Annotated in this window: 19 protein-coding genes and 1 tRNA gene; 7 read left to right on the forward strand and 13 right to left on the reverse strand. The window is 67.4% G+C overall.

The window, feature by feature from the left end; translation table 11 throughout:
* The 5 genes from QUV35_RS06620 to QUV35_RS06640 form a co-directional block, all read right to left on the reverse strand.
* Positions 1-1,224, reverse strand: a complete 1,224-nt coding sequence (locus tag QUV35_RS06620) for an ABC transporter substrate-binding protein (RefSeq protein ID WP_300871778.1) — start codon at positions 1,222-1,224, stop codon at positions 1-3.
* 146 nt (positions 1,225-1,370) lie between these two features.
* Positions 1,371-2,189, reverse strand: a complete 819-nt coding sequence (locus QUV35_RS06625) for a DNA-binding domain-containing protein (RefSeq protein WP_300871780.1) — start codon at positions 2,187-2,189, stop codon at positions 1,371-1,373.
* Positions 2,186-3,091, reverse strand: a complete 906-nt coding sequence (locus QUV35_RS06630) for a DUF692 domain-containing protein (RefSeq protein WP_300871782.1) — start codon at positions 3,089-3,091, stop codon at positions 2,186-2,188. Before QUV35_RS06630 ends, QUV35_RS06625 begins: the two co-directional genes overlap by 4 nt.
* Positions 3,092-3,119: 28 nt before the next feature.
* Positions 3,120-3,401: a DUF2282 domain-containing protein gene (locus QUV35_RS06635; RefSeq protein WP_300871784.1), complete on the reverse strand. Its 282-nt coding sequence runs from the start codon at positions 3,399-3,401 to the stop codon at positions 3,120-3,122.
* Between the two features lie 138 nt (positions 3,402-3,539).
* Positions 3,540-4,085 (reverse strand): TlpA disulfide reductase family protein, encoded by a 546-nt coding sequence (locus QUV35_RS06640; protein ID WP_300871786.1) that lies wholly within the window; start codon positions 4,083-4,085, stop codon positions 3,540-3,542.
* A gap of 59 nt (positions 4,086-4,144) precedes the next feature.
* On the opposite strand from QUV35_RS06640, the gene QUV35_RS06645 reads away from it, so the two are divergent.
* Together QUV35_RS06645 and QUV35_RS06650 are read left to right on the forward strand one after the other, a co-directional pair.
* On the forward strand, positions 4,145-4,741 hold the full coding sequence (locus QUV35_RS06645; RefSeq protein WP_300871787.1) for a sigma-70 family RNA polymerase sigma factor: 597 nt from the start codon (positions 4,145-4,147) through the stop codon (positions 4,739-4,741).
* Complete coding sequence (locus QUV35_RS06650) at positions 4,738-4,947, forward strand: zf-HC2 domain-containing protein (RefSeq protein ID WP_300871788.1); 210 nt, start codon at positions 4,738-4,740, stop codon at positions 4,945-4,947. The genes QUV35_RS06645 and QUV35_RS06650 overlap by 4 nt, the downstream gene beginning before the upstream one ends.
* A gap of 4 nt (positions 4,948-4,951) precedes the next feature.
* Here the strand turns inward: QUV35_RS06650 and ftsY are convergent, their stop codons facing one another.
* Positions 4,952-5,965, reverse strand: coding sequence for a signal recognition particle-docking protein FtsY (gene ftsY / locus QUV35_RS06655; protein ID WP_300871789.1), 1,014 nt, complete (start codon positions 5,963-5,965; stop codon positions 4,952-4,954).
* Positions 5,966-6,072: 107 nt separating this feature from the next.
* Here ftsY and QUV35_RS06660 point away from each other — a divergent pair, with 107 nt between their 5' ends.
* The 5 genes from QUV35_RS06660 to QUV35_RS06680 all read left to right on the forward strand — a co-directional run bounded on the left by QUV35_RS06660 (position 6,073) and on the right by QUV35_RS06680 (position 10,389).
* Entirely contained in the window at positions 6,073-7,407 is a 1,335-nt protein-coding gene (locus QUV35_RS06660; protein ID WP_300871938.1) for a pitrilysin family protein, read from the forward strand.
* A gap of 56 nt (positions 7,408-7,463) precedes the next feature.
* On the forward strand, positions 7,464-8,777 hold the full coding sequence (locus QUV35_RS06665) for a pitrilysin family protein (RefSeq protein WP_300871940.1): 1,314 nt from the start codon (positions 7,464-7,466) through the stop codon (positions 8,775-8,777).
* A 117-nt stretch (positions 8,778-8,894) separates the two neighbouring features.
* Complete coding sequence (rsmD, locus tag QUV35_RS06670; protein ID WP_300871790.1) at positions 8,895-9,509, forward strand: 16S rRNA (guanine(966)-N(2))-methyltransferase RsmD; 615 nt, start codon at positions 8,895-8,897, stop codon at positions 9,507-9,509.
* 36 nt (positions 9,510-9,545) lie between these two features.
* Positions 9,546-10,064: a pantetheine-phosphate adenylyltransferase gene (gene coaD, locus QUV35_RS06675; protein WP_300871791.1), complete on the forward strand. Its 519-nt coding sequence runs from the start codon at positions 9,546-9,548 to the stop codon at positions 10,062-10,064.
* Positions 10,065-10,080: 16 nt separating this feature from the next.
* The gene (locus tag QUV35_RS06680) at positions 10,081-10,389 is read left to right on the forward strand and encodes a YfhL family 4Fe-4S dicluster ferredoxin (RefSeq protein WP_291218717.1); all 309 of its coding nucleotides are present in this window, start codon (positions 10,081-10,083) and stop codon (positions 10,387-10,389) included.
* On the opposite strand, the gene pth is transcribed toward QUV35_RS06680, so the two are convergent.
* From pth to QUV35_RS06715, 7 genes are all read right to left on the reverse strand, one after another.
* The gene (gene pth / locus QUV35_RS06685) at positions 10,329-10,997 is read right to left on the reverse strand and encodes an aminoacyl-tRNA hydrolase (protein WP_300871793.1); all 669 of its coding nucleotides are present in this window, start codon (positions 10,995-10,997) and stop codon (positions 10,329-10,331) included. The genes QUV35_RS06680 and pth overlap by 61 nt on opposite strands.
* A gap of 93 nt (positions 10,998-11,090) precedes the next feature.
* Positions 11,091-11,720: a 50S ribosomal protein L25/general stress protein Ctc gene (locus QUV35_RS06690; protein ID WP_300871795.1), complete on the reverse strand. Its 630-nt coding sequence runs from the start codon at positions 11,718-11,720 to the stop codon at positions 11,091-11,093.
* 100 nt (positions 11,721-11,820) lie between these two features.
* The gene (locus QUV35_RS06695) at positions 11,821-12,795 is read right to left on the reverse strand and encodes a ribose-phosphate pyrophosphokinase (RefSeq protein ID WP_300871797.1); all 975 of its coding nucleotides are present in this window, start codon (positions 12,793-12,795) and stop codon (positions 11,821-11,823) included.
* Positions 12,796-12,894: 99 nt separating this feature from the next.
* Positions 12,895-12,971: transfer RNA gene (locus QUV35_RS06700), tRNA-Gln, on the reverse strand.
* Between the two features lie 91 nt (positions 12,972-13,062).
* Complete coding sequence (ispE, locus tag QUV35_RS06705; protein ID WP_300871942.1) at positions 13,063-13,953, reverse strand: 4-(cytidine 5'-diphospho)-2-C-methyl-D-erythritol kinase; 891 nt, start codon at positions 13,951-13,953, stop codon at positions 13,063-13,065.
* A gap of 14 nt (positions 13,954-13,967) precedes the next feature.
* Positions 13,968-14,432 carry a lipoprotein insertase outer membrane protein LolB gene (locus QUV35_RS06710; RefSeq protein ID WP_300871944.1) on the reverse strand — a complete coding sequence of 155 codons (465 nt, stop codon included), beginning with the start codon at positions 14,430-14,432 and terminating at the stop codon, positions 13,968-13,970.
* A gap of 5 nt (positions 14,433-14,437) precedes the next feature.
* On the reverse strand, positions 14,438-16,294 hold the full coding sequence (locus QUV35_RS06715; RefSeq protein WP_300871798.1) for a tetratricopeptide repeat protein: 1,857 nt from the start codon (positions 16,292-16,294) through the stop codon (positions 14,438-14,440).
* Between the last annotated feature and the right edge of the window lie 56 nt (positions 16,295-16,350).

Consider the following 16,350-nt stretch of genomic DNA (forward strand, 5'->3'; position numbering starts at 1 on the left):
TCACACGCCGTGGCGACGCGCCCACTCCTTCTCCAGCGGATCGACCCACGACGCATGGGGTTCCGGCAAGGTGGGGGCGACCCGGGTCACCAGGCCGGGCAGCTTGCCGGTCTGGAACAGCGCGCGATCGGCGGCGCTCAGGCGCGCCAGGTCGAGCACGGTCGGGTCGCCCCAGTGCGCCAGGTCGGCCTTGCGCGCCTGCGCGCCGGGCGAAAGCAGGAAGTTGGCCACCACCTGCGCACCGGCCCTGGCGCGCGCGTTGTACGGAATGGCGACGAAATGCGTGTTGCCGATCGTGCCCCGCTCGAACTGCCAGCTCACCACCGAGGCGGGCAGGCGTCGGGCGGCGATCTCGTTGGCGGCTTCGTTGGGGTTGAAGGTGATGGCCAGCAGCAGTTCACCGTCGGCCATCATCTGGCGCACGGCGGCAGCGTTCTGCGGAAACTGCCGGCCAGCGCGCCACAGGTGCGGGCGCAGCGCATCGAGAAAGGGCCACAGCGCGGCGGTCTGGGTGGCGAAGGCCGCGTCGGTGACGGGCTGCGCGAGCGCCCTGGCATCGGGCGCGAACTCGACCAGCGCCTGCTTGATGAAGGTGGTGCCGTGAAAGTCGGGCAGGCGCGGGTGGGTGATGCGCCCGGGCTGGGCGCGGGCCAGTGCCAGCAGGGCCTGCATGCTTTGCGGCTGCTGTGGCAAGCGCTTGCTGTCGGCAAACAGGGTGAACTGCGCCATGCCCCAGGGCGACTCCATGCCCTCGGTCGGCACCGAGAAGTCGTTCAAGGTGGTGGGCTTGCCGACCACGTCGACCAGCCGGAAGTGGGGCAGGGATTCGGCCCAGGGGCCGAACAGCAGGCCCTCGCGCTTCATGGCCGCAAAGTTTTCGCCGTTGATCCACACCAGATCGACCGTGCCTTCGTTGGCACCGCGGCCGGCGGCCTTCTCGGCCCGCACCCGCTTGACCACGTCGGCGGTGTCGGTGATCTTCACATGCTGCAGCTTCACCCCATGTGAGGCCTGCACCTGCTGCGCCACCCATTGCAGGTAGGCGTTGGTCTGCTCGCTGCCGGCCCAGGCGTTCCAGAACACGGTCTGGCCCCGGGCGGCCTGTTCGATGGCGGACCAGCCGGACTGCGCCCAGGCCGGTTGCAGGGCAGCGCTGGTGGCCGCGCCGGCGGCCAGAAGCAGCTGGCGGCGGGAGAAATGGATGAGGGTGGGGCGGTGGGGCAAGGCGCGGTCTCCGTGGCAACTGGATGGGGATGACCAAGCTTAGTTGAAGCTCACGCCCGGTGCCGGCGTGCGGTTGAGTCGGGGCCGGATCCCCTGGCCGTCGATCGACCTCGGCGCGTGGGTGTTCGGGAGCAGGGTGCGGGTGCTCAGGGGGTGTCCTCGTGGCGCCGGGAAAGGGGCGTTGCGTCGGCCACGCCGGTCACCAGGCCACGGTGCACGGCTTGTGTGAGCCAGTCGGAGAAATCGAAACCGGCGGCGGCCTGGCCCAGGGCCTCGGTCAGTGCCGCGCCTCGCAGCAGCGCCCGCAGCGGGCCGAGCGCGTTGGCGGGGCACACCGCCACACATGGCCGCCAGCCGTGCCGCCAGACCACGGCGGTTTCGCCCAGGCCGTCGCGCAGGCGCCGGCCCGCCTCGGCCAGGGTGGGCTCGCCCGACGTGTGGGCGGTGATCACGCTGACCACCGGCCAGGCGCTGGTGATGAGGGTGGTGCCGGGAGCGAGCCGCAGCGTGAGGGTCTCGGGGTCTTCGCTGGTCAGGCGCGCGAACCCGGACAGATCGGGGTCGGCATCGACGGCACCGGCGGCTCGGTGCAGCGCCCACTCCACCTGCGCCACGTCGGCCAGGTAGGGCACGTCGGCGAGTTGCTCATTGCCGGCCAGAAAGGCGGGCAGGGCATCGCCCCACTGTGCCAGGTCGCCGCAGTGCGGGGGGTGGCTGTGCCAGAGGTCGCGCGCCAGCGCCTGGATGTTGTCCTGTCCGATCAGTTGTGCCACCACCGGGTAGGCGGCCGGCAGGCAGCGTTCGGCCAGCGCGTGGCCGTTGGCCCGGTAGGCCATGAGACCGCGCGACGCGCGAGGTTCGAGCCACGTGTCGAGCTGGCGCAGGGCGCTGACGGCCGACGGGCTGCCCGGGTGGGCGAACATCGCGTCGAGCAGGCTCTGCTGCTGCTGCATCAAGGTGCTCACGCGGCCACCGTCTCCAGTGCGTGGCCGGCGTGGTCGCGTGCCATGGCGGCTTCATCGAGCAGCAGCTGCAGCCCGGGCAGATCGGTGTCCCACTCGATCAGCGTGGGCACGGCGCCAAACCGCGAAAGCGCGTGGCGGTAGAGCGACCAGACCGCAGGCACCACCCGGCTGCCGTGGTCGTCGATCACGATGTCGCCACAGTCCAGGTGACCGGCCAGGTGCAGCTCGGCCACGGCCGGCGGTTCAATGGCGTCGAGCCAATCGCGGCAAGCGCTCAGCGGATCCTGCAACGAGCCTTGGAGCCTGTCGTTGAGCGCGTTCACAAACAGGTTGTTCACGTCCACGAGGAGCTGGCAGCCGGTGCGTCGGGCCAGCAGGTTGAGGAACCCGGGCTCGTCGAGTTCGTTCCCCCGCCATCGCACATAGGCCGAGAGGTTTTCCACCGCGATCGGGCGGCGCAGGCGGTCCTGCACGCGTTGCACGTTGGCGCGCATGGCGTCGAGCGCGGCTCGGGTGAACGGGGTCGGCAGCAGGTCGGAGGCGTGCACGGCGCTGGCGGGCTGAAACGACAGCCCGCCCCGGGCAAAACTGGCGTGGTCGCTGACACGCACCGGCTCGATCTCGGCCACCAGGGCCGCGAGCTGGTCGAGGTGTGCCTCGTCGATGCCGGTGGCCGATCCCAGCGACAGGCCCACGCCGTGCAGGCTGACGGGGTAGTGTTCGCGCCCCTGGCGCAGCACTGCACGCGCAGCGCCTCCGGGCGCGAAGAAGTTCTCGGAATGGACCTCGATGAAGTCCAGGGCCGGCTGCCGCTGCAGCAGCTCGGCGTGATGGGGGTGCCGCCAGCCGATGCCCACAGGTGCGACCTGGCAGGTCGGCAGGAGTGGCCCGGCGGCGGTCATGTACTTGGTCTTGAGCGGGAGGCTGCGATCAGGACTTCTTCATGTCCATCTTGGCCTGCTCCTGGCTGACGCCACCCATCTGCTTGCAGGTGCCGGCGGGCACGTATTTCCACTCGCCCTTGTCGTTGTCGACCTTGGACTGGCCGGCGCACGAATGCGTGCCGGCGATGTTGGCGCAATCGTTCTGGCCTGCCTTGGCGATGCCGAAGCATTTTTCCTTGGCGGCGTTCTGCGCGAAGGCCGGCGAAGAGAGCAGGGCCAGCGACATCAGCGAGGTGGCGGCGGCGGCGATCATGGTGCGTTGGTTCATGGGAAGCTCCTGGAAGAAGAAAGGAAGAGGTTGAAGAACAACCCGCCGCGTTGCCTGGCGCAGGCGTCTGCTTCAGCAGCGGGTTGTGGGTTGGTCAGGCGCCGGGCCGCTTTCTTACGCCGCTTTGAAAAAATGGGTTCAGAGCAGGTCGGCGATGCGGTCCCAGGCTTCGGGCGGAATGCGGCCCTGGTACTGCTCCACCAGTTGCCCGTTCTTGTCGAGCAGGAAGGCGGCGGGCAGGGTGGCGGTCGGGCCGAAGCTGTCGCGGTAGCCGGGCTCTCCCGTCCACAGCGTGGTGAAGCGCTGGCTGGCCGGCACGGTGAGGTTGACCAGTTGCTGGTAGCTCAGCGCGTTGCCGCGTTGGCGGTCGGTGCTCACGCTGACCAGCTCGAAGGCCTGGCCTGCCCAACCCCGTGCATTGGCACGCAGCTCGGGCATCTTGTCGCGACAGACCGCACAGTCGGTCGACCAGAACACCACCATGACCACCTTGCCGCGCAGCGACATCAGGTCGAAGGCCCGGCCGTCGAGCGTGCTGCCGCGCAGCTGCGGGCTCGTCCCGCGGCTGGCGGTGATCTCGCTGGTTTGGGCCGCGGCGACCGGCGCGAACAGGGCGGCGGCGATGGCCAGGGTGGCAAGGAGGGCAGCGAAGGCTGCGCTGAAACGGGGCTGCAACAGGGACATGGGAACCTCCGGGGTGTCCTTCAGTCGGCCTGACAGCCGTTTCATTACACTCACCCCCCATGCCGCAGCCCCCTTCTCCTTCGTTCGAGCAACAAGTCGCGGATCTGCGGGGCTACCTGCTCAAGTTCGCGCGCCTGCAACTGCGCAACGACGCCTGGGCCGAGGACGCGGTGTCCGAGACCGTGCTGGCCGCGATTTCCCGCCCGCAAGGCTTCGCGCAGCGCTCCCAGCTCAAGACCTGGCTGGTGGGCATCCTCAAGCACAAGATCATCGATGCCCTGCGGCACAACAGCCGCGAGGTGTGTCTGCCCGGCGGCAGTGATGACGAAGGAAGCGACCCGCTGGACCACATGGCCTTCAAGACCGACGGACACTTCGCCGAGAAACCCGCCGAGTGGGGCAATCCCGAGCAGGACATGAGCAGCCGGCAGTTCTTCGCGGTGCTCGAGGCCTGCACCGACAAGCTGCCGCCGGTGCAGGGACGCCTGTTCCTGATGCGCGAATGGCTGGAGCTCTCGAGCGAGGACATCTGTAAGGAACTCTCGCTGACCCCGACCAACCTTTATGTGCAGCTGCACCGTGCACGGTTGCGGCTGCGGGAATGTCTTGAACTGAACTGGTTTGCCCGAGCACCCACCCGACCGAGTCCACCATGAAGCCCGTTTATCCGTTGCGCCGCACCTGCAAGGAGGTCTCCGCGCTGCTCGTTGCCCGCGAAGACCGCGCCTTGCCACTGGCCGATCGCCTGGCGCTGCGCCTGCACATGGCCATGTGCCAGGCCTGCCCGCGGTTCGAGCGCCAGCTGCTGACCCTGCGCAGCGCCATGGGCCAGTGGCGCCACTATTCCGACAACGACCTCTGAGCGCTCAGGACAGCAGCGCCTGCGCGAATTCCCGCGCGTTGAAGGTTTCGAGGTCTTCCAGCTTTTCGCCCACACCGATGAAATAGATTGGCACCGGCCGTTCGCGCGCGATGGCGCAGATCACCCCGCCTTTGGCCGTGCCGTCGAGCTTGGTGATGATGAGGCCGGTGAGGCCCAGGGTCTCATCGAAGGCCTTCACCTGCAGCAAGGCGTTCTGGCCGGTGTTGCCGTCGATGACCAGCAGGACCTCGTGTGGCGAGGTCGGGTCGGCCTTCTGCACCACGCGCTTGATCTTGCGCAGTTCTTCCATCAGGTGCAGTTGCGTCGGCAGGCGCCCGGCGGTGTCCACCAGCACCACGTCGCGCCCGCGGGCCCGTCCGGCGGTCACGGCATCAAAGCTCACCGCGGCCGGATCACCGCCCTGCTGGGTGATGATCTCCACCGTGTTCCGGTCGGCCCACACCGCGAGCTGTTCGCGCGCCGCAGCGCGGAAGGTGTCGGCAGCGGCCAGCAGCACGGTGGCACCGCCCTGCGCGAGGTGCCGGGTGAGTTTGCCGATGGAGGTGGTCTTGCCCGCGCCGTTGACGCCGGCGACCATGATCACCGTGGGCTTGTGTTGACCGATCACCAGAGGCTTTTGCAGCGGCTTGAGCAACTCGGTGATGGCGTCGGCCAGCAATCCCTTGACGGCGGCCGGGTCGGTGGTCTTGCTCTCCTTGACCCGCCGCTTGAGATCGCTCAGCAGGTGGGCGGTGGCCTTCACGCCGGTGTCGGCCATCAGCAGCGCGGCTTCCAGTTCTTCGTACAGCGCGTCGTCGATCTGCGTACCGGTGAACACCGTGGTGATGCTCGATCCGGTCTTGCGCAGACCGCTCCGGAGCTTGTCCATCCAGCCCTGGCGCACCGGTGCGGCAGCGGGTGGCGGTGGCGCCAGTTCGACAGGAGGCGCGGCCTGCGGGGCAGCGGAAAGAGCCGGTGTGGGCTCGGCAGGGGCTTTTTTGCGAAAGAACGAGAACATTTGTCCATCTCTAGAATCCATTGCATTCTATGAAACGCACATCGTTCCTGCCTGACGGGCGCCGCGCCGCACTGTCCCTCGCACTGGCTTTCATGGCCTTCGGGTCGATGGCTCAGACTCCTCCAGTCCCTTCCGTGGCTCCCGCCACCCCGGTTGCGCAGAGCTTCACGCTGTCCAACGGCATGACGCTGATCGTGCGACCCGACCGGCGCGCGCCCACGGTGGCCCACATGCTGTGGGTTCGGGTGGGCTCGATCGACGAGGTCGACGGCATCTCGGGCGTGGCCCACGTGCTCGAACACATGATGTTCAAGGGCACGCCCAGCCTGCAGCCGGGCGAGTTCTCGCGCCGCATCGCAGCGCTCGGCGGGCGCGACAACGCTTTCACCAGCCGCGACGCCACGGCCTACCACCAGCAGGTGCCGGCCCAGGCGCTGGAGGCGGTGATGAAGCTCGAGGCCGACCGGTTTGCCAACAACCGCTGGAACGACGAGGAGTTCAGGCGCGAGCTCGCGGTGGTGAAGGAAGAACGCCGCCAGCGCACCGAAGAGTCGCCGCGCGCGCGCATGTTCGAGGCGATGAACGCCATGGTCTACCAGGCCAGCCCCTACCGCCGGCCCATCATCGGCTGGATGAGCGACCTCGAATCGATGACGCCCGACGACGCGCGTGACTTCCACCAGCGCTGGTACTCACCGGCCAATGCTGCCGTGGTGATCGCCGGCGATGTGGACGTGGAACAGACGCGTGCGCTGGCAGAAAAGCACTTCGGCGCCATTCCTGCCCGGGCCGTGCCCGCGCGCAAGCCGCGCGAGGAGCCGCTGCAGACGGGACCGCGTCGCCTGGAGTTCCGCGCGGTGGCCGAACAATCGCTGGTGGCGCTCGCGTTCAAGGTGCCGAGCTGGCGTGGCACGGCCGAGGAGAGTGCCCAGAGCCAGGACGCGCTGGCCCTGACGGTGCTCTCGGCCGTGCTCGACGGCTACAGTGGCGCCCGACTCGACCGTGCGCTGGTGCAGGGCCAGGGCACGGGGGGCAAACGCATTGCCGACAGCGCGGGCGCGTCCTACGGATTGATGGGCCGTGGCCCGCAGCTCTTCTCGCTCACGGCCGTGCCTGCGCGGGGTGTCACACCCGAGATGGCCGCGGCTGCGCTCAAGTCCGAGGTCGAGCGCATCGCCCGCGAGGGCATCAGCGAGGCCGAGTTGCGCCGCGTGAAAACACAGTGGACGGCGGGCGAGGTCTACAAGCTCGACTCGGTGTTCAACCAGGCGCAGGAGCTCGGCAGTTACTGGGCCAACGGCCTGGACATCCACACCGGCGACCGGCTGATGGAACGCCTGCGCGCCGTGACGGCGGCCCAGGTGCAGTCGGTGGCCCGACGTTATTTCTCCGACCAGCAGCTCACCACCGCGGTGCTGGTGCCCCAGGGCAGCCCGAAATGAATGTCTTGCTGAAACCTTCCCGGCGATGGCTCTCCCAGGGCCGTGGCCGTGCCGCTGTGGCGCTGGCCTGCCTGTCCCTGTCGGGCCTGCTCAACACCGCCCAGGCGGCCATCCCCGTTGAACACTGGACCCACGCCAGCGGTGCGCGCGTGTACCTCGTGGCCAGCCCGTCCATCCCCATGCTCGACGTGCAGCTCGACTTCGACGGCGGCAGTCGTCGCGACCCGGCGGCCCAGGCCGGCCTGGCCAGTGTCACGGCCGGTTTGCTCTCGGGCGGTGTCGCGGCGCAACCCGGCCTGCCCGCACTCGATGAAAACCAGCTCAGCGAAGCCTGGGTGGACCTCGGTGCGCAGTTTGGCGCCCAGGCCAGCGCCGACCGTTTCACGCTGTCGCTGCGGACGCTGACCGAACCCGACCTGCTGGAGCGCGCCGTGGCCCTGGCTGCGCGCCAGATCGCTGCACCGGCCTGGCCGCAGAACGTCTGGCAACGCGACCGCGAGCGTTTGCTGGCGGCCCTGAAGGAAGCCGAGACCCGGCCCGGCACCCAGGCCGCCCGCGCTTTCGCGCGCGCGGTCTACGGCAGCCATCCCTACGGGTACCAGCCCGATGCCGCCACCTTCAACGCCATCGGTGTGGCCGACATGCAGGCCTTTTACCGGCGCCACGTGGTGGCTTGCCGCGCTCAGGTGACGCTGGTGGGTGCGATCGACCGGAACCGGGCCGATGCCATCGTCGGCCGTTTCATGGCGCCGCTGCAGCTGCACGGTTGCGGGCCGCTGCCGGGGGTCCCTGCGGTGGCGTCGCTGGAACGGGCGATCGACGAGCGCCTGCCGTTTGCTGCCGCGCAAGCCCAGGTCTCGATCGGCCAGCCCGGCATCGCCCGCGACGACCCCGATTTCTTTCCGCTGTTCGTCGGCAATTACATCCTCGGCGGGGGCGGTTTCGTGTCGCGGCTGACCACCGAAGTGCGGGAAAAGCGCGGCCTGAGCTACAGCGTGTTCAGCTACTTTGCCCCAGGGCGCCACGCGGGGGCCTTCCAGATCGGCCTGACCACCCGCCCTGACCAGGCCGCGCAGGCGGTGGAGGTTTCGCGCAAGGTGGTGCGGGACTTCGTGGAAAAGGGCCCGACCGAAGCCGAACTCGTTGCAGCGAAGGCGTTTCTGGTCAACGGCTTTTCGCTGCGCATCGACAGCAACCGCAAGCTGCTCGACAACGTGGCCAACATCGGCTGGAACGGCCTGCCGCTGGACTACTTGGACACCTGGACCCGGCAGATCGAGCGAGTGAGCGTGGCCGACATCCGGCGCGCGTTTGACCGCGTGCTGCAGCCCGATCGCATGGTGACGGTGGTGGTGGGCGCAACACCCTAGGCTTCCCCGGGTGCAATGCCTGCGGCCCGGCCTTTCGACCGGCTCGGGACAGGCCAGGGCCGCGCTCCGCGGTGTCGCCGGCGGGCGTTGTCTGCCGCGTGTCGTAAGCTCACGGCCATGAAAAAACCTCCCGTTCCTGCAGCGCGCGCTGCGGCCAGTGCCCCCCACGAGATCCGCATCATCGGCGGCCTGTGGAAGCGCACGCTGCTGCCGGTGGCCGATCGCCCCGGCCTGCGCCCCACGCCCTCGCGGGTGCGCGAGACCTTGTTCAACTGGCTCGGGCAGGACCTCACCGGACTTCGATGCGTCGATGCCTTTGCCGGTACCGGCGCGCTGGGTCTGGAGGCGGCGTCACGCGGCGCTGTCGAGGTGGTGCTGGTGGAGCAGGACAGTGCCCTGCTCGCCAACCTGAGCCGCATCACCACCCGTCTCAAGGCCACCGGAGTGCGCGTGGAACGCGGGGATGGCGTGGCCGCGCTGCGCCAGCGTGCCGGACAAGGGCTGGACGTGGTCTTCCTCGACCCGCCGTTTGCCGATGGCCAGAACGAAGCCCTGGTGCTGTCGGCGCTCGCGGCGGCGCGCCAGGCCATCGGGGCGCAGGGGCTGATCTACCTGGAATCGTCGCGCCCCTGGCTCGACGACGAGCTGGCCACCCTGGGTCTGCAAGTGCACCGCCAGGCCAGGGCGGGCGCGGTGGCCTTTCATCTGTTGCGGCCATTGCCCGTGCAGTGAGCGGGCACTGACCACCCCGCGCGCATAATTCCGGGCATGAGTTCCGAACTTCCTCCGTCCTCGACGGCGCCACGCGTCGCGGTCTACAGCGGCACCTTCGACCCGCTCACGCTGGGTCACGAAGACGTCACGCGCCGAGCCGCTTCCCTGTTCGATGAAGTGATCATCGCCGTGGCCATCGCCCACCACAAGAAGACCCGCTTCTCCCTGCAGCAAAGGCTCGGCATGGCGGCCGAGGCCGCCTCGCGCATGCCTGGCCAGGTGCGGGTGCTGCCGTTCGACGGCCTGATCATGGATTTCTGCCGGCAGCAGGGCGCTTGCGCCGTGGTGCGGGGTATCCGCAACCTCACCGACTTCGACTACGAGGCTCAGATGGCGGCGATGAACCGCAAGCTGCACGCCGGCGTGGAGACGGTGTTCCTGCTGCCGCAGGCCGAACTGCAGTGCATCTCGAGCACGCTGGTGCGGGAGATCGCGCAATTGGGCGGCGATGTGTCGCAGATGGTGAGCCCGGCGGTGGCCGCCTGCTTGAAGCCGGCGCCGTTGCAGGCCTGACCCGGAGCCGACACCCATGGCGCTGCTGATCACCGACGAATGCATCAACTGCGACGTGTGCGAGCCCGAGTGCCCGAACCAGGCCATCTACATGGGCGAGGAGATCTACGAGATCGACCCGTCACGCTGCACCGAGTGCGTTGGGCATTTCGACGAGCCGCAGTGTGTGCAGGTGTGCCCGGTGAGTTGCATTCCGATCCACCCGGACCACATCGAATCGCGCGAGACGCTCTGGCAGAAGTACCAGCGCCTGCAGAAAGCCGGTCAGCCCTTGTCGGCCGCGGGTGATGTGCCTTCACCCGCTGCTCCCTCGACGGGTAGCTGATCGGGCTTGGCCGGTCGCGGCGGTTTGGGCCGCGGCGGCTTGCTGGTGTGGATGAGCGCTGTGGCCTTGTCCATTTCCCCGGCGATCAGTTGCGGCAGCGCCTTGAGGCTGCGGTCCAGTGCCTGGGCAATCGCAATGCGGTCGTCGGGCGACGGTTTCTTCAGCACCCAGTTGGCCACCTCGTTCTTGTTGCCCGGGTGGCCGATGCCCACGCGAAGGCGCCAGTAGTCGGCGCTGCCCAGCTGGGCGTGGATGTCGCGCAAACCGTTGTGGCCGGCGTGCCCGCCGCCCTTCTTGAGCTTGATCTCGCCGGGTGGCAGGTCGAGTTCGTCATGCACCACCAGCACCTCTTCCGGTGCGATCTTGAAAAAGCGCGCCACCGACGCCACCGACTTGCCCGACAGGTTCATGAAGGTCTGCGGCTCCACCAGCCAGACGCTCTGGCCGTCCACCACGGCGCGGGCCACCCGTCCGAAATGGCCACGCTCCATCTGCAGCGAGGTCTTGAGCAGGCGCGCGGCTTCGTCCACCCACCAGAAACCTGCGTTGTGACGCGTGTGTTCGTAATCCGGGCCCGGATTGCCCAGGCCGGCGATGAGTTTGATCATGAGGTCGGATTATCGGCAGGTAGGGGGGCGCTGAATGCAGGACGGCCCGCATGAAGCGGGCCGTCCTGATGGAGTCAACGGTCCGAAGACGGGTTACTTCTTCTTGCCCTTGGCGCCTTTTTTGTCGTCGACAGCGGCGACCACCGGAGCGGCCACGACTTCTTCAACCGGCTCCACCACGGTGGCGATGGTCAGGTTTTTGCGGCCGTGCATGACCAGCTTGATGCCCTTGGGCAGCTTGATGTCGCCGGTGTGGACCGTGCCGCCCTTGACGACCTCGCCCAGGTCGACCGTGATGTTCTCGGGCAGCTGGGTGGCCAGGCACTCGATCTCGATCTCGGTCATCACGTGGTTGATCACGCACTTGTCGGTCTTGACCGCAGGCGAGCTCTCTTCGTTGATGAAGTGCAGGGGCACCTTCTTGTGCAGGCGCGTCTTCTCGTTCACGCGTTGGAAGTCCACGTGCAGCACCAGCGGCTTGTACGGGTGGTACTGCACATCGCGCAGCAACACTTTCTGCACCGTGCCGGCCACGTCCATCTCGAGGATGGACGAGTGGAAGGCTTCCTTTTTCAGGGCGTGCCACAGGGCGTTGTGATCGAGTTCGATCGTGGCGGCGGCTGTTTCACCACCAAAGACGATACCGGGCGTGCGGCCGGTGTTGCGGAGACGGCGGCTCGCACCCGTACCCTGCTTGGCGCGCTCAAAAGCGACGAATTGCATACATTTCTCCTGTGGAGGGGTTCCGCGACCAGAACGCCTCTGTTTCAAATGAGCGACCCCCACCATGGGAGTCACCCGCTTTTGCTGCCTCCAGGGCCTCTTAGAAGAGGTTGTCCTGATCGGCAAACAAACTCATCACCGACTCACCCGAGGCAATGCGCGCGATGGTCTCGGCCATCAGCGGTGCCACGGAGAGCTGGCGGATCTTGGCGCAGGCCTGGGCGGCTTGCGACAAGGGAATCGTGTTCGTGACCACCACCTCGTCCAGCGCGTTGCCCTTGGCGATGCGCTCGATGGCCGGGCCCGAGAAGATCGGGTGCGTGCAGTACGCATAGACGTGTTTGGCGCCGCGCTCCTTGAGCACCTCGGCGGCTTTGACCAGCGTGCCGGCGGTGTCGATCATGTCGTCCATGATCACGCAGTTGCGGCCGTCGATGTCACCGATCACATGCATGACTTCCGACACGTTGGCCTTGGGGCGGCGCTTGTCGATGATGGCCATGTCGCAGTTGAGCTGCTTGGCCAGCGCCCGCGCCCTCACCACGCCCCCGACGTCGGGAGAGACCACCAGCAGGTCGGGATAGTTCTTCTGGCGCAGGTCGCCCAGCAGCACCGGCGAGGCGTAAATGTTGTCCACCGGAATGTCGAAGAAGCCCTGGATCTGGTCGGCATGCAGATCCATGGTCAAGACGCGGTTCACGCCCACGGCCGTCAGCATGTTGGCCACCACCTTGGCCGAGATCGGCACCCGGCCCGAGCGCGGGCGACGGTCCTGGCGGGCATAACCGAAATAGGGGATGACGGCGGAAATGCTCACAGCCGAGGCGCGCTTGAGCGCGTCGACCATGATGATCAGTTCCATCAGGTTTTCGTTCGTCGGCGAGCAGGTGGACTGGATCACAAACACGTGGCGCGCGCGCACGTTTTGTGTGATCTCGACAGTGACTTCACCGTCGGAGAAGCGACCCACATTGGCCGCGCCGAGCTGGGTGCCCAGATGCTGTGCGATCTCCGAGGCCAACACCGGATTGGCGTTGCCGGTGAAGATCATGAAATCCGGCGGCTGAACTTGCATGGGGTTCCCAGCTGTTTGAACGACGGCCCAGATGGATCGCCGTCAAAAATGGCCGCTTGTGGAACGGCCGGTGGGGTACGTGATGTGATGAAAACCGGGTGGCAGGGGAGGAAGGACTCGAACCCTCGCATGCTGGAATCAAAATCCAGTGCCTTTACCAACTTGGCGACTCCCCTACGCAGGAGGTCTGTTCAACGTGAAGCCGGACAGACCACCGAAAACCTTTGCAGGTTGCACAACCGCTGCCTGGGCTGCGCGCTGCCGATTCTAATCGGTGCACCAGTCAAGCAATGGATGGACATCCATGTTGCTGCATTCACGAACCATCCAGTCGCCCGGGGCGGTGGTCAATACCGTGCCCTGCGGCAACTGTGCGAACACCGCCGTTCCCGAACCGGTCATGCGCCCCTGCAAACCCTGGTCTTTCAACCACTGTATGCAGTGCCCCACATCGGGGCAAAGCGCCTGCGCCACGGGTTGAAGGTCGTTGTGTCCGAAGGCCAGCATTGCCTGGATATCGAACACCCTGTCTCCAGGGGAACCTTCACGCGAGTCGTTTGCAGCAAAGCCTTGGATTGTAGCAGTTTTTGTATCGCGTTTGAGTTCGGGCGCGCCGAAGATGCGCTGTGTCGATGCCCCGCCCGAGGGCTTGACCACCACAAACCGGGCCGGGGCCAGCTTCAGGGGCGTGAGCTGTTCGCCCACGCCTTCCACCCATGCGTGTTGCCCGCCAACGAAAAATGGAACGTCGGCGCCCAGGGTGAGACCGATGGCACAGAGTTGGGAGCGCGTCAGGCCAAGGCCCCACAGGCGGTTGAGCGCGAGCAGGGTGGAGGCCGCGTCGGACGAGCCGCCGCCCATGCCGGCTTCGGCCGGCACGTGCTTTTCCAGCGCGATGTGCACGCCCGACGGGCACCCCGTGGCGGCTTGCAGCGCACGGGCCGCGCGCACCGAGAGGTCCTCGGCCGGCAACGAGCCTGGCATGAGGTCTTCACGGCTGATCCGGCCGTCCTGCCGCAGATCGAAGTGCAGTCGGTCGCACCAGTCGATCAACATGAAGACAGATTGCAGCAGGTGGTAACCGTCTGCGCGGCGCCCGGTGATGTGCAGGAAGAGGTTGAGCTTGGCCGGGGCTGGAACATCCAGCAAGCGCCGCAAGGTCGCGCCACGGATCATGGCTGCACCACGACCCGGAGTTCCGCTGGCGGTTGAGGCGCAAAGCGGCGCGCGGTGATGCGGCCTTCGGGTTGCCGGGCCAGGTCGGCCTGCCAGCCGGGCACGTCGCCGGCCTGACCGCGCAACCAGCCGAACAGCGCAGCCACCGGCACGGGCGTGCCGCTGAGTTCTGCGGTGAGTTCGTCCAGGCTGCCCCGACGGGTCACTTGACCCCCCTGGCGCATCTCGGCGCTGCCGGGGCGCCACACCACGGTGGCCAGCGAAGTTCCAAGGGGTGAGGTGAGTTGCAACTCGCCTGCGTCGGGAGAGCCTCGCAAATCAAAGCCGGCGGAGAACGATTGCGGCGGATTGCCTTGCACGGTCATGGCCAGGCGACCGCTCCACAGTTCTTCCCCGGGCAACGCGACGCGCTGAGGGGTGGCACAAGCCGACACCAGCGCGACGGTGACCAGCAACGCCACCCACCTCATGGTTTGACGCGCAGTCGCTTGAGCGTTCCTTGCAGCGTTTCGTTGTCTGCCGAAAGCAGCAGGCCTTCGCGCCAGATCTTGAGTGCCTGTTCCCGCTGGCCTTTCGACCACAGCACTTCGCCGAGGTGGGCCGCGATCTCCGGATCCGGACGCTTGCCGTAGGCCGACTGAAGGATCTCGAGCGCGCGGGCCGTGTTGCCCATGCGGAATTCGACCCAACCCAGGCTGTCCAGGATGTAGGCGTCGCCGGGCGCCAGCTCCACGGCCTTCTCGATCAGGCGCTTGGCTTCGGGCAGGCGCTCGTTGCGGTCGGCCAGCGAGTAGCCCAGCGCGTTGTAGGCGTGGTGGAAGTCGGGCTTGGCCGCGATCAAGGCACGCAGCAGCACCTCCATGTCGGCAGGCTTGCCCGCCTTCTCGGCCATCATGGCCTGGTCGTACCGCAGGTCCGCTTCGTCGGGGTAACGCGCCACGGCTTCGCCGTACACCTCGTAGGCCTCCTGCCAGGCCTTGAATTCGCGCAGCAGCTGGGCCTCGGCCACCAGCTTCAGGCGTGCGTCTTCGGGGCGCCGCTCGGGCTGGCTGCGCAACAGGGCACGGGCTTGAGGCATCTGGCCCTGGCGAGCCAGCAACGACGCCCGGCGCATCTGGGCGGCCATGATGTCATCGGCGTTTTCGATACGGTCCAGCCACGCAGCGGCCGCGGCATAGTCCTGCCGTTTCTCCGCGATCTGCGACATCATCAGGTAGGCCTGGGTGAGGCCCCGGGCAGAGCGTTCGTCTCCCGCCTGCCGGGCCAGGGTCATGTACTTCTCCAGCGATGCGGTGGCCGCAGGCAGGGCGTTTTCCTGCAACTGCAGCGAGCCCAGCAGCAGCCAGGGCTCGGCTTGATCGGCTTGTCGCGTGGTGAGTTTTTCCAGCTGGACGCGTGCCTCCACATTGCGCTGGGCGTCAAGCAGGGTTCGCGCATAGCTCAGCGCCACAGCGGTGTCTGTCGATGTGGTGATGCTGCTGGCTTCGAGCTGCTGGCGCACGATGGGCTCGGCCTCTTGCTCACCGCGTTCCATCAGCTCCAGCGCCAGCAGGGCCGGGAAGGGCGAGGCCGGATCGGCCGTGTGGCCCAGCCGGGCGGACACCAGAGCCTCGGGCAACTGGTCCTGCACAAAGTACATGCGGCCGATCGATGTGAAGGCGGGCGCCGCATGGGCCGGTTGTTTGAGGTAGGGGCCCAAGGCCTCACGAACCACGGCCGCCGCCAGGCTCTTGTCGGACGCACGTGAAAAGGTCTGGGGAATCGCGTTGATGGTGTCGTTGCGGTCGGCGTCCGACGCGCCCTTCAGGATGGCCTGCAGCACCGGCCCGGTTTCGCCGACGCGGTTGAGGGCCAGCAGGATCTGCAATTCGAAACGCCTGGCCTCCGAACTGCCGGGAAGTTCCTGTGCCCAAGCGCGCGCAGCGGCAAGTGCTGCGTCGCCCGACCTGGCTTGCAGGGCCACTTCAACCGCACGCCGGTACAGCAACGGGTCGCGTTGTTTGCGCGCTGCATCAAGGATGAAGGAGTAACCCGTGCCCGGCTCGCCTGCGCGCACGTTGAGTTCACCGAGCAGCAACTGGTAGAAGAGCGGTGCGTTGAGTGCCGAATTGACGACCTCACCGGCGCCCGGCGCAGCCGCCGGCACGGGTGCTGGCGCCGTCGCGGGGGGGGGTGAAGTCTGGGCCCAGGCGCTCCAGATGCTGCCCGCTGCGGCCAGCGCGACGGCGGTGTGGCGCAGCAGGCCGGCCGAGATCACCGCGCGGGAACCCGGCAAACGGGCACGCTGGGTGGACGGGCCTTGGGAGCGGAGCACGGTATTCATCGGTTCATGATAATGGAAGGGTTTCGGGGTGCTGTGGTCAGACAGGAAGACCGCAC

Source organism: Hydrogenophaga sp. (assembly GCF_030373225.1).
GTDB lineage: Bacteria > Pseudomonadota > Gammaproteobacteria > Burkholderiales > Burkholderiaceae_C > Hydrogenophaga.

Bases quoted from the DNA above. Each gene is read 5' to 3' on its own strand.
- QUV35_RS06630 (WP_300871782.1), bottom strand. From the start codon at position 3,091: ATGACCGCCGCCGGGCCACTCCTGCCGACCTGCCAGGTCGCACCTGTG.
- QUV35_RS06635 (WP_300871784.1), bottom strand. From the start codon at position 3,401: ATGAACCAACGCACCATGATCGCCGCCGCCGCCACCTCGCTGATGTCG.
- QUV35_RS06640 (WP_300871786.1), bottom strand. From the start codon at position 4,085: ATGTCCCTGTTGCAGCCCCGTTTCAGCGCAGCCTTCGCTGCCCTCCTT.
- QUV35_RS06645 (WP_300871787.1), top strand. From the start codon at position 4,145: ATGCCGCAGCCCCCTTCTCCTTCGTTCGAGCAACAAGTCGCGGATCTG.
- QUV35_RS06650 (WP_300871788.1), top strand. From the start codon at position 4,738: ATGAAGCCCGTTTATCCGTTGCGCCGCACCTGCAAGGAGGTCTCCGCG.
- ftsY (WP_300871789.1), bottom strand. From the start codon at position 5,965: ATGTTCTCGTTCTTTCGCAAAAAAGCCCCTGCCGAGCCCACACCGGCT.
- QUV35_RS06660 (WP_300871938.1), top strand. From the start codon at position 6,073: ATGGCTCAGACTCCTCCAGTCCCTTCCGTGGCTCCCGCCACCCCGGTT.
- rsmD (WP_300871790.1), top strand. From the start codon at position 8,895: ATGAAAAAACCTCCCGTTCCTGCAGCGCGCGCTGCGGCCAGTGCCCCC.
- coaD (WP_300871791.1), top strand. From the start codon at position 9,546: ATGAGTTCCGAACTTCCTCCGTCCTCGACGGCGCCACGCGTCGCGGTC.
- QUV35_RS06680 (WP_291218717.1), top strand. From the start codon at position 10,081: ATGGCGCTGCTGATCACCGACGAATGCATCAACTGCGACGTGTGCGAG.
- pth (WP_300871793.1), bottom strand. From the start codon at position 10,997: ATGATCAAACTCATCGCCGGCCTGGGCAATCCGGGCCCGGATTACGAA.
- QUV35_RS06690 (WP_300871795.1), bottom strand. From the start codon at position 11,720: ATGCAATTCGTCGCTTTTGAGCGCGCCAAGCAGGGTACGGGTGCGAGC.
- QUV35_RS06695 (WP_300871797.1), bottom strand. From the start codon at position 12,795: ATGCAAGTTCAGCCGCCGGATTTCATGATCTTCACCGGCAACGCCAAT.
- QUV35_RS06715 (WP_300871798.1), bottom strand. From the start codon at position 16,294: ATGAATACCGTGCTCCGCTCCCAAGGCCCGTCCACCCAGCGTGCCCGT.